Annotated in this window: 11 protein-coding genes; 6 read left to right on the top strand and 5 right to left on the bottom strand. The window is 58.4% G+C overall.

The window, feature by feature from the left end; all coding sequences use genetic code 11:
• On the top strand, nt 1–1,069 hold a 1,069-nt coding region (locus ABYO54_RS07770; RefSeq protein WP_372807683.1), incomplete at its 5' end, for a choice-of-anchor Q domain-containing protein.
• 52 nt (nt 1,070–1,121) lie between these two features.
• On the opposite strand, the gene ABYO54_RS07765 is transcribed toward ABYO54_RS07770, so the two are convergent.
• The 3 genes from ABYO54_RS07765 to trpD form a co-directional block, all read right to left on the bottom strand.
• Complete coding sequence (locus tag ABYO54_RS07765; RefSeq protein WP_372807682.1) at nt 1,122–1,292, bottom strand: hypothetical protein; 171 nt, start codon at nt 1,290–1,292, stop codon at nt 1,122–1,124.
• A gap of 41 nt (nt 1,293–1,333) precedes the next feature.
• Complete coding sequence (locus ABYO54_RS07760) at nt 1,334–1,654, bottom strand: DUF4258 domain-containing protein (RefSeq protein ID WP_372807681.1); 321 nt, start codon at nt 1,652–1,654, stop codon at nt 1,334–1,336.
• A 98-nt stretch (nt 1,655–1,752) separates the two neighbouring features.
• The gene (gene trpD / locus ABYO54_RS07755; protein WP_372807680.1) at nt 1,753–2,763 is read right to left on the bottom strand and encodes an anthranilate phosphoribosyltransferase; all 1,011 of its coding nucleotides are present in this window, start codon (nt 2,761–2,763) and stop codon (nt 1,753–1,755) included.
• 171 nt (nt 2,764–2,934) lie between these two features.
• On the opposite strand from trpD, the gene ABYO54_RS07750 reads away from it, so the two are divergent.
• Together ABYO54_RS07750 and ABYO54_RS07745 are read left to right on the top strand one after the other, a co-directional pair.
• Nucleotides 2,935–4,023, top strand: coding sequence for a formylglycine-generating enzyme family protein (locus ABYO54_RS07750; protein WP_372807679.1), 1,089 nt, complete (start codon nt 2,935–2,937; stop codon nt 4,021–4,023).
• A 256-nt stretch (nt 4,024–4,279) separates the two neighbouring features.
• Nucleotides 4,280–6,016 carry a YgiQ family radical SAM protein gene (locus ABYO54_RS07745; protein WP_372807678.1) on the top strand — a complete coding sequence of 579 codons (1,737 nt, stop codon included), beginning with the start codon at nt 4,280–4,282 and terminating at the stop codon, nt 6,014–6,016.
• A 51-nt stretch (nt 6,017–6,067) separates the two neighbouring features.
• On the opposite strand, the gene rplT is transcribed toward ABYO54_RS07745, so the two are convergent.
• Complete coding sequence (rplT, locus tag ABYO54_RS07740) at nt 6,068–6,424, bottom strand: 50S ribosomal protein L20 (RefSeq protein ID WP_372807677.1); 357 nt, start codon at nt 6,422–6,424, stop codon at nt 6,068–6,070.
• A 19-nt stretch (nt 6,425–6,443) separates the two neighbouring features.
• Nucleotides 6,444–6,632, bottom strand: coding sequence for a 50S ribosomal protein L35 (gene rpmI / locus ABYO54_RS07735; RefSeq protein ID WP_372807676.1), 189 nt, complete (start codon nt 6,630–6,632; stop codon nt 6,444–6,446).
• A 501-nt stretch (nt 6,633–7,133) separates the two neighbouring features.
• Between rpmI and ABYO54_RS07730 the strand changes: the two genes are divergently transcribed.
• The 3 genes from ABYO54_RS07730 to ABYO54_RS07720 all read left to right on the top strand — a co-directional run.
• Nucleotides 7,134–8,195 (top strand): 4Fe-4S binding protein, encoded by a 1,062-nt coding sequence (locus ABYO54_RS07730; protein WP_372807675.1) that lies wholly within the window; start codon nt 7,134–7,136, stop codon nt 8,193–8,195.
• A gap of 28 nt (nt 8,196–8,223) precedes the next feature.
• Entirely contained in the window at nt 8,224–8,859 is a 636-nt protein-coding gene (pdxH, locus tag ABYO54_RS07725; protein ID WP_372807684.1) for a pyridoxamine 5'-phosphate oxidase, read from the top strand.
• A 131-nt stretch (nt 8,860–8,990) separates the two neighbouring features.
• A partial coding sequence (locus ABYO54_RS07720; RefSeq protein ID WP_372807674.1) for a potassium/proton antiporter occupies nt 8,991–11,030 on the top strand: 2,040 nt, incomplete at its 3' end.

Genomic DNA, 11,030 nt, shown 5'->3' with positions numbered 1-11,030 from the left:
CAGCGATCCGAATCCCTATTATGAAAACTGCACCTTCAGCGGCAACACCGCCAGCAAACGCGGCGGCGGGGTGCAGAACGATGTCGCCACGCATCCCACCTTCGTAAACTGCCGATTCTACGACAATGTCTGCGATGCCAAGGGCGGCGGCATGTATAACGATTTTTACTGCTCGCCGCTCCTGACCAACTGCGTGTTTGCCGGAAACTATTCCATTATGGCCGGGGCGCTGGGCAACGACGGAACGTCGTCGCCCACGCTCAGCCACTGTGTTTTTGCGAACAATGAGGCGTGGGACAAGGGCGCGGCCATCTACAACGGATCGCACAGCGCTGCGGCTTCGGCCAATCTGCCCACGATCATCAACTGCATCTCCTTCGGCAACAAAATCACCACGGCGCCCGGGCCGACCGATCTTGAAGTGTGGCACGACAACTTTGCCGACATTACCTACAGCATCATCGAAGAGGGCTATGCCGGCATTGGAAACCTGTCCGCCGATCCCCGGTTTGCCGACGTTGCGAACTACGACCTCACCTTGCTGAGCGGCTCGCCCGCCATCGATGCGGGCAGCAATGCCGGAAGCGGGTCGGAAGATATCGACGGCCTGTCGCGGCCGCTCGACGGCGACAACGATGGCTCCGCAGTGGTTGACATGGGGGCGCACGAGTATATCAACGCGGCTTCCGATACGGATGGCGACGGCATGCTGGATGAGTGGGAAGTCGAATATGGCTACAGCCCCATTGCTGCGGAGAACGGACTCGCCGACAGCGATGGCGACGGCATTGCCGATGCCGATGAATCCATTGCGGACACCGATCCGTTCGACACCAACTCGCTCTTCAGGATCACCGCCTTCGCCAGCGCGTCGGGAACGAATCAAATTATTGCCACGGCTTCGGCCAGGCGGCAGTACAGCCTGCTCGTCAGCACCAACCTGACGACGGGCGGCTGGACGGTCGATTCAAACCAGCTCGACCGGGCCGGTTCTGCGGACGGTGTGGAGTTTCATCACATGCCCGAAACCGATCCCCTGTTTTATCGCGTCCGCGTCAGCGTTCCTTGAAGTAGAGCCAGCGCAACACGGCGGCTTTAGTGCGACATTTTGGCGAGGGGTTCTAAACTGCAATGGGCGTTAATTGAAAAATGCGGGCAAGGCGGCCTGCAGATTGGAGATCGTTGCGCCTAAGCGCTTCACGCACGTCGTCGATCTTGTAGGCATCGTCGAGGGAAAGATATGGAGACCATCCTGTTTCCTGCTCAATGAGCTCCACATCGATGTCAGCCATGTAGTTCCCTTCATGTACTAGTTTTGTGGAATGTCTGGTTGTCATTTTCTGCTCCTGAAGTCGTTTGACCATTTTGTTGGGTCGGGACGATAGGCCGTAACCAAAACCGCAGGACTTGTTTCATTTTTAGGAATCCCCCACACGGCGTGAATCGGATTTCCGTTTCGATCTCTCTGAAGTACTAAAACACACGCTCCCTTATGAAAATTAGGATAATCTTCCAGTAGCTCTGCATCAGGTAGCGAACCCACAATGTCACGAGCGAAAATCCCGTCATTGGCAAGCTCGTTATATCCGTGGTCGGAAATCCTGATTTCTTTTCGAGCGGCAAGGATAAAGATCTGTTCCAATGTCTGACTCATGAACAAACACTATCATTTGGGTTTGTTTTGTGCAATCGGAAGAGCCTTTCACGGATTGTACATGGAATGCCGCAATACATCCTGTTATCCCGGTGAAACTACCCCTGCGACATCGCAGCCAGGGCTTCGAGCTTTTTCAGCGCGGCACCGGAGTCGATCGATTCGGCGGCGAGGGCGAGGCCGTCTTTCGGGTTGTCCGCTTTTCCGCCGGCCATGATGGCGAAGGCGGCGTTGAGCAGGACAATGTCGCGTTTGGGGCCTTTTTCGCCGCCGAGGATGGCGCGGGTGATGGCGGCGTTTTCGGCCGGTTCGCCGCCAACGAGGTCGGCCGCGGTGGCGGTTTTGAGGCCGAGGCCGGAGGGTTGGACCTCGTAGGACTCCACCTTTCCGCGGCGGATTTCGGTGACCATGGTGGTGGTCGTGGTGGTAAATTCGTCGAGGCCGTCATTGCCGTGGACGATGAATTGGTAGTTCATGTCGAGCTGGGCGCAGGCGTCGGAGACGATCGGCACCAGCTCCGGCTTGAACACGCCCATGACGCCGTTTTTGACGCCGGCCGGATTGCAGAGCGGACCGAGAATGTTGAAGATGCTCCAGACGCCCAGTTCGCGGCGCGGACCCACCACGTGCTTCATGGCCGGGTGCAGGCCCGGCGCGAACAGGAAGGCCACACCCAGCTCGTTCAGGCACGCCTCCATGCGCTGCGGCGTGTACTGAATGTTGATGCCCAGCGCGTCGAGTACATTCGCCGCTCCGGATTTGCTCGATACGCCGTAGGAGCCGTGTTTGGCCACCGTGACCCCCGCGCCGGCAATGACGAAGGTGGAGGTGGTGGAAATGTTGAAGGTATGCGCGCCGTCGCCGCCGGTGCCGACAATGTCGACCGCATTGGGGTCATCGCATTTGATCTTCGTGGCGTTCGCTCGCATGACTTCCGCGCATCCGGCAATCGTTTCCGGCGTTTCGCCCGTGAGCCGCAGGCCCATGATAAAAGCGCCGATCTGCGCTTCGGTGGCCTCGCCCGACATGATGTCGGTCATCGCCGCGGCGGCCTCCGCGCGGGAAAGGGTTTCGTGGCTAATGAGTTTGGCAATGGTGTCTTTGATCATGGTCTGTGCTCCCTGCTATTTCCAACGGATGGAAACGATAAAGAAGGGAGCGCTGGAATGGAAGACTCTATGCAACGTTTCCTTCCCTGCAGGCGACGAAAAGTGACAAATACGATCATTGAATGCGTGAAAAAGCGGGAGTATGGTTCCTTTATCAGATAGGAGTTCATTATGAGTCGGAAACGGAAAGCAGTGATTTTGGCGGCGGTGTTGGTGGCCGTCGGGTGTTATGCGGATGTGTTCGGCACGGGCACGAATCAGTTCAGCATCGATTTTGTACTCATCGGCAATGCGGACAATTCGGCTGATGCGAACGGCTATGGCGCGGTGGACTATGACTATCGCATCGGAAGGACGGAGGTGACGATCGATGAGTTTGCCAAGGCGCGCGCGGCGGACAGCCTGATCAGCGATGGCGACGAGGGCTACTGGAACGACGGCACCCGCACCGTGGGAGGCGGGGGCCCGGCCTCGTATGTCTCGGCTTACGAGGGAATGAAGTTTGCCAACTGGCTCACCACGGGCAGTGCCATCGGCGGTGCCTATCAATTCAGCGGCGATGGTCTGACTCTTTTGGCGGTGGATCGCGCGGCGGCGGTTTCGACCTACGGCACGGTTTATGTGCTGCCCTCCGAGGACGAGTGGTACAAGGCGGCCTACTACAAGCCGATTAATGACGGCACCTATTCGCTCTTTGCCAACGGGAGCGACGAGTTGGGCGATCTGACCCATGGCACGACCGAGGGTTGGAACTATTACAGTAGCGGCTATGTGAATGGTTTCCCCAACTATATGTGGGAAGCCGGTTTCGGTGGTCCGGAGCAGAACGGAACCTATGATATGATGGGCAACGTTTGGGAGTGGTGCGAGAGTGCCTTTGATGGATCGACCAATAACCCGGTTGCCGACCGCGTGTATCGTGGAGGATTAGCCACTGCCGGCTACGGCTTCCTGCGTTCCACGAGCCGCAACGGTTTCAACCCGGCGGCTGATGGGAACGAAGCGTTCGGGTTTCGCGTCGCGGCCATTGGTGCTACACCGGTTCCGGCGATCGTTGTAAGCATAAACATCGACTCGGCGGTAGGAATTGAGTGGTCTTCCATCTCGGGTCAGAGCTACCAGGTTCAGTATTCGACCAATCTCGTTTCAACCAACTGGTTTGATCTTGGCGGGGTCATCAGTGCTACCAATGCTACTGGCTATTCAGTGGATTACTCTACCGGTGTGTCGCATCGTTTTTACCGTGTTATTAGCGACTAGCGCATCGTTTGTGAAAAGGAAGCGCTCCGCGTATGCGACCGTCGCCGCGCGCTGGATCTGCTCGAAATTCGAACCGTCAGGGCACAAAAAAGAAGTCCTGCAATTTTGGGGATCGTTGCAGAAAAGGTCGGACTGATTGCCGTTGCGTTTGATAAGGCCTTTTTTGATCATGATGCCAGCGAAATGCGAAAAAGGAGGTAGGAAGTGAAGGGACAAGGGGAGCAAAGAAGGGTTGGCAGGGGGCGGGGCAGGGTATATGTTCCCGCGCACCATGAACGAAGCTCCCGAAAAACAATTCCTGCCCACCACCAAAGCCGAAATGACGGCGCGTGGCTGGGATGTGTTGGATGTCCTGATTGTCACCGGCGACGCCTATGTGGACCATCCGACGTTCGGCGCGGCGGTGATCGGCCGGGTGCTGGAGGCGGAAGGGCTGCGCGTGGGGATTCTGCCCCAGCCGGACTGGACCGATCCCGCGAGCTTCGAGGTGATGGGGCGGCCGCGCCTCTTTTGCGGCGTTACGGCCGGGAATCTGGATTCGATGCTCTCGAACTACACGGCCGCGCGCCGCAGGCGCCGCGACGACGACTACAGCGAAGGCGGCGTAACCGATAAGCGACCGAATCTGGCGGTGAACGTCTACGCGCAATTGGCGCGGCGTGCGTTCCCGAAACTGCCGGTGGTGATCGGCGGGATCGAGGCCAGCATGCGCCGGACCGTTCATTTTGATTACTGGCAGGATAAACTGCGGCCGTCGGTGTTGCAGGATTCCAAGGCCGACATCCTGGTCTATGGCATGGGCGAGCGCGCCATCCGCGAGATCGCCCGGCGCATTGCCGCGGACGAACCGCTGGAGGGCATCGCCGGCACGGCGCGGCTGCTGGGCGGCCGCGAGTCGGCCGAGCGGGATTTCGAAGCGTGCACGGTGTTGCCGTCCTACGAGGAGTGCCAGTCCAACAAGGCGTCCATGATCCAGCTGACGAAGCTGACCGAGCGCGAGCAAAACCCTTTTTCCGGCAAACCGCTTGTGCAATTCCACGGCGCGCGGGCGCTGTGGATCGAGCCGCCGGCCATGCCGCTGAATACGGCCGAGCTCGACCGGATTTACGAGCTGCCCTACATGCGCGCGCCGCACCCAATGTACAAGGAGCCGATCCCGGCCTTCACGATGATCAAGGAATCGGTGACCGTGGTGCGCGGTTGCGCCGGCGGCTGCACCTTCTGCGGACTCGGATTTCACCAGGGCCGTTTTCTTTCCAGCCGGTCGGAGGATTCGGTCGTGCGGGAAGTGGAGGAGATGGCCGCGAGTAAAAGTTTCCGCGGTACGGTGACGGATCTGGGCGGGCCGACCGCCAATCTCTACGGTTGCCGCAACGGGGTTTCCAAGGCGTGCGAGGTCTGTCGGCGTCCTAGCTGCCTGCATCCCAATATCTGCCCGAATCTGGAAATCGACAAGGATGCGGAAATCCATCTGATGCGGAGCGTGCGCGCGCTGGATCGGGTGAAGCATGTCTTTATCCAGTCGGGCATTCGGATGGAACTGGCGCTGAAGAATCCGCAGTACATCCGCGAGCTGGCGGCAAACCATGTTTCGGGGCATCTCAAAATCGCCCCGGAGCACCTGCATCCCGATGTCGTCAAGCGGATGCGCAAGCCGGGGCTGGAGGTGTTCGAGGCCTTCCGCAAGGAATTCGAGGCGTGCAGCCGCGAGGCCGGCAAGGAGCAGTATCTCGTGCCGTACTTCATCTCCAATTTCCCCGGCTCGACCGCGGAAGAGATGAAGGCGGTTGCCGGCTATATCCGCGAAGAGCGCTGGAATCTCCAGCAGGTGCAGGATTTTATCCCGTTGCCGATGACGCCCGCCGCGGCGATGTATTACAGCGGGCTCGACTACGAAACCGAAACGCCCATTTCCGTGATCCGCGGACTGGGCGAGCGGCGCTCCCAGATCCACTCGCTGAAAGGGAAGCACGCGCGCCGCCGCCGGAAATAAAAAAAAGACCGTCCATTCGGACGGTCCTTTGCAAAGTTCGGTCGGCTAAACCTAGCAGACTTTGGCTTTGGCGGTCGCAACCACTTTGGCAAATCCTTCGGCATCGTGGATGGCGATTTCGGAAAGCATTTTGCGGTTGAGTTCGATGCCGGCTTTGTTGCAGCCATCGATGAAGCGGCTGTAGCTGATGCCGTTCATGCGGCAAGCGGCATTGACGCGAACGATCCACAGACGGCGGAAGTTGCGTTTCTTGTGCTTGCGGTGCACATAGGCCATGGCCTGTGCGCGGTCCACGGCTTCCGTGGCCTGGCGAAAAAGCTTGCTGCGTGCGCCACGGAAACCCTTGGCGAGTTTCAGGCGGTTGTTGCGTCTACGGCGCGAGGCCGGTCCATTGGTTGCTCTTGGCATGATTCAGTCTCCTCAGCAATTAGATGAACGGGATGATGCGCTTCATGTCCGACTTGTCGACGATGTCTTGGCTGCGCAGTTTCCGTTTCTGTTTACGGTTTTTGTTGGTCAAAATGTGGCTTCCACCCATGTGGTTCCGCTTCAACTTGCCGGTACCGGTTTTGCTAAACCGTTTAGCTGCACACTTTTTCGTTTTCGTTTTAGGCATGGTAACACCTTCGTTATTTAAAATTTTACATCAATGCGAGATCGGGGAATCGCGCAAAAGAGGGTTATGTATAGGGAAACGCCCCTACCAAGTCTAGTGTTTTTTCAAAGGAAAATGGCCGTCTGTTGGGTTTGGTTGAAAGCGACGGGAGAATCCCCTTAAATGGCCGCCTTGGCGAGAAGATTTTTGCTGAGATTAACGCCCGGGTCGCCAAGGGGGGGCGTGCGGAGATTGGCGCCGTGCGTTTGGCTCTTCAGGACGAATTGGGAAGCAGGCCCTCGCAAATCGGCCCCTTCGCGGGGGCGGCAACACGCAGGGTTCGTTTCCGGAGATTGCCGCCCATCGTTCCGCGATTGGAAGACGGGCGATTCACCCGTTTCTTTGATGTGGCGTGGAGACGGGGCCCTCGAAAAAAATCCAATGCGTCGTTTTCTTGATCCGCATCAAGGCCGTTGGCCGGCGTGCAATTATCCTTTTCCTTTTTTCAGGGGATGAATAGGCATGAAGATGAACTACGGCGGTCTGTTGAAAACGCTGAACAGTGTCAATCTGTTGCGGAGGCTGGTGCAGCTGCTGTTTGCCGCCGTGACGATCTGGATCGGCTTCCGGTTTTTACTGTTTTACCGGCAGTTGGTGGTAGGCGCGGAACGGGTGGTTGAGCGGCCGCCGGGGGTGGAGGCTTTCTTGCCGATCAGCTCGCTGATGAGCCTGAAATACTGGATCGTTTCGGGCGACTTCAACCGCATCCACCCGGCGGGCCTCGTGATGTTTGTCGTGATTTTGCTGACCGCGCTACTGCTCAAACGGGGATTCTGCAGCTGGGTGTGTCCCTTCGGATTGATGAATGAATTCATGAACGGCGCGCAGAAACTGCTGTTCCGGCAACCGTTGCAGGTACGGCGCTGGTTCGATTATCTGCTGCGCTGCATCAAATATCTGCTGCTCGGTTTTTTCTGCTGGATCATTCTGGTGAAGATGCCCGGGTCGGCCCTGAAGGCATTCATCTACAGTCCCTACAATCAAATTGCGGATTTGAAGATGCTGGTCTTTTTCCTGGATCCATCGACGACCACCATCGTGGTGCTGTCCGTTCTCGCGTTGCTGGCCCTGTTGATCCGCAATGTCTGGTGCCGTTATTTGTGTCCCTACGGCGCGTTGCTCGGAATGGCCGGCTGGCTGAGCCCTTGGAAAATCCGGCGCAATGTCGCAAGCTGCATCGACTGCCGAAAATGTACGCAGGTGTGTCCGGTGAATATAGAGGTTCATTGCGCGGGGACCGTCCGGTCCGATGAATGCCACGCCTGCCTGCGGTGCGTGGCGGTCTGCCCGGTAAAGGATACCTTGGGCCTGGGCATGCGGAAACACCGTCTGGTCATTCGCCCCTGGCTGTATGCCATGCTCATCGTGGTGCTCTTTTTCGGTAGCGTGGTGGCCGCCCGTTTGGGCGGGATCTGGCGGAACGAGATTCCGTTGGACCGCTACCGGCGCTATATTCCAATGCTTGAGCGCTTCGACCATGCCCGCGGGGGGTATGCGCCGACCGAACAGCATTCGGGGCGCTAGTGTGCGATGAATTCAAGGAAGCATGATGATCGAACTCGAATCAATACGAAGGGACTACCTGAAGGATGGGCTGCTCCGAAAGAATTTGCCGGACGATCCGGTTGAGCAGTTCGAATTCTGGCTCGATCAGGCGGTGAAGGCCGATCTTCCGGATCCCACGGCCATGACGTTGGCCACCGTGGATGAGGACGGTCAGCCCAGCCAGCGCATTGTGCTGCTGAAACATTTGGATGCCGCCGGGTTGGTTTTTTACACCAACTACGAAAGCCGCAAGGCGCTGGAGATCGCGCGCAATCCCCGGGTCAGCCTGCATTTCCCCTGGCATGCGCTCGAACGGCAGGTGAAGATCTGCGGGTCGGCTGAGCGGGTCGGCCTGATGGAATCCCTGAACTATTTTTCCTCCCGCCCGCAGGAGAGCCAGCTGGCGGCCTGGGCCTCGGCCCAGAGCCGGCCGATCTCTTCGCGGCAGATGCTGATGAAGCAGTTTTACGCCATGAAGGAAAAGTTCAAGGAGGGCAAAATCCCGCTGCCGGATTTCTGGGGCGGATACCGCGTGACGCCGACCGTGATCGAATTCTGGCAGGGCGGGGCGCATCGCCTGCATGACCGATTCCAATACACGCGCACGGACGAGGGCTGGAGCATCGAGCGCCTCGCCCCCTGAGTGTGCGTATCGGGAGCCCGAGGTGGGGATCTGCGGCGGGAAGGTCGCGCAGGCTCGACCAATTCCGTCCTGCAGTCCGACACATCGCTTCCGTGCATCAGATCGCAACGAGGGGTATGGAGCGGCGAATCATGCAGACGCCGGGGGGGCGATCGATTGCAGGCGGGAAACCGGTTCTGAGCTTAAAAGAAACAGAAAAGGGTAGCTTCCCCATTCGGGAATTCATACAACGCTTAAACGCCGTTGGTGCTGCCGAAACAACTCAGTCCAGCAAGAATTTATCCGGGAATGAAAAGGACGTCATGGACTCCGTTTATGTAATAGGATCATTGATTTTGATTGGCGTCGTTCTGGCCGCCGTGTGGCTTGATCGATGGAGCGTTCCGGTCATCCTGATCGCGCTTTGCGCCGGGATTCTCTGCGGCAGCGATGTCCTCAACCTCTGGTATTTCGACGACATCGCCCTGACCAAGCAGATCGCAAACCTGGCCTTGGTGTTCATCCTTTTCCATGGGGGCTTTTCGACCAAGAAAACGGACTTCACGGCGGTCGCCTTGCCGGCCGGCGGGCTGGCCACATGGGGCGTCATTCTGACCGCGGCCACAACTTTCGGCGTCTTGCGATACCTGCTCGAATGGTCGTTCGAGCAATCCATCCTGCTTGCGGTCATCATCTCCTCCACCGATGCGGCCGCGATCTTTTCCATTCTCCGGCGGCAGTCGCTCCCGAAAAAACTCTCCTCGATCACCGAAATTGAAAGCGGCGCCAACGACCCGATGGCCGTGCTGCTCACCGTCGCCGTGCTGGGCATGCTTACGTCGGCCCATACGGCCTGGCCCTTGACCGTCGTCCAGTTCGTCTGGAAATTTGCGGCGGCGCCATTGGTGGGGTGGGTGATCGCGCGCGCAGGACTGTGGCTGTTTAATCGCCTGAGCCCGCAAGACCGCGGTCATTACTATGTGCTGTCACTGGGCATGGTCCTGCTAACCTACGGAATTACCGACGCGCTGCAGGCGAGCGGCATGCTCGCGGTCTTTGTGGCCGGTTACGTGATGGGGAATCGACCCTTCGTCCATAAACAGGGCGTGACGAATTTTTCGGCGGCGCTGTCCACCGTGGCCAACATCGCCATGTTCGTGATGCTGGGCCTGCAGGTCTTTCCCCGCCAATGGAGTGGCATTTGGCTTCAAGGCATTATCGTTTTCGCGGTGCTGACCTTCATCTCCCGCCCCCTTGCCGTTTTGATCGGCACGATCGGGATGCGCCTGGGATGGAAGGATAAAACCTTTATTGCATGGGCCGGCTTGCGCGGATCGGTTCCGATCGTCCTCGCCACCTATCCCGCCGCCGCCGGGCTCGCCGTTGGACAGGATGTGTTCAACATGGTGTTCTTCGCCGTCCTCCTGTCCATTGCCGTGCAGGGGAGCACCCTCGGGGTGCTGGCGAAGTGGTTGAAACTGACCTGCCCCATGCGTCCCAAGCCGCTGTTCAATCTGGAACTCGTGACCATGAGCGAAAGCGACTACGATTTGATCGTCGTCGATCTCCCCGATCCTCAGGGGCTGATCGGTCCAACCATCGCCGAGCTGCACTTGCCCGCCGGAGCCGTGATCACCCTGATTACGCGGGGAAAACTCTTGATCGCGCCCAAGGGATCGACCCATTTGCACGGGGGGGACCAGGTGACTGTTCTGGCCCATGCCAGCGAAGAAAATGCGATACGCGCTGCGCTGCTGAATGCCGTACCAATCACGCCTCCCTCGGAAGCCGACGAGACTCCCGCTCCCCGCGCCGGCCACGACGGTTTGTCCGCCGCAGCGGACGCATTGAATGCGGGTTCGGTAGAGCGTCTCGTTAGAATCACGATTGAGCCCGTTGCAAACAGTCGGCAAGTGGCTCGCCTCGCCGCCTTGGCCAGGGAAATCTGGAATCATCACTATCCGGAAATCATCGGCCAGGAACAGGTGGATTACATGCTGGAGAAGTTTCAAAGCGTCGAGGCGCTTCAATCCCAGATGGCTTCCGGGTATGAGTATTACCTGGCCCTGCGTGGCGATGAACCCGTGGGATACCTCGGTTTGATCCCGAACCATCCCGATGGAAAGCTCATGATCAGCAAAATATACGTGAAAGATTCATCGCGCGGTTCGGGGCTCGGCAGAACATTCCTT

This window comes from Pontiella sp. (genome assembly GCF_041622395.1).
In the GTDB taxonomy this organism is placed as follows: Bacteria; Verrucomicrobiota; Kiritimatiellia; order Kiritimatiellales; family Pontiellaceae; genus Pontiella.
Note: the sequence above shows the minus strand (reverse complement) of the source record. Positions and strands in the feature narration are given on the sequence as shown.

Coding starts and splice junctions, on each gene's coding strand:
- ABYO54_RS07730 (WP_372807675.1), top strand. CDS start 7,134: ATGAAGATGAACTACGGCGGTCTGTTGAAAACGCTGAACAGTGTCAAT.
- ABYO54_RS07750 (WP_372807679.1), top strand. CDS start 2,935: ATGAGTCGGAAACGGAAAGCAGTGATTTTGGCGGCGGTGTTGGTGGCC.
- rpmI (WP_372807676.1), bottom strand. CDS start 6,632: ATGCCTAAAACGAAAACGAAAAAGTGTGCAGCTAAACGGTTTAGCAAA.
- rplT (WP_372807677.1), bottom strand. CDS start 6,424: ATGCCAAGAGCAACCAATGGACCGGCCTCGCGCCGTAGACGCAACAAC.
- ABYO54_RS07765 (WP_372807682.1), bottom strand. CDS start 1,292: ATGGCTGACATCGATGTGGAGCTCATTGAGCAGGAAACAGGATGGTCT.
- ABYO54_RS07745 (WP_372807678.1), top strand. CDS start 4,280: ATGTTCCCGCGCACCATGAACGAAGCTCCCGAAAAACAATTCCTGCCC.
- ABYO54_RS07760 (WP_372807681.1), bottom strand. CDS start 1,654: ATGAGTCAGACATTGGAACAGATCTTTATCCTTGCCGCTCGAAAAGAA.
- trpD (WP_372807680.1), bottom strand. CDS start 2,763: ATGATCAAAGACACCATTGCCAAACTCATTAGCCACGAAACCCTTTCC.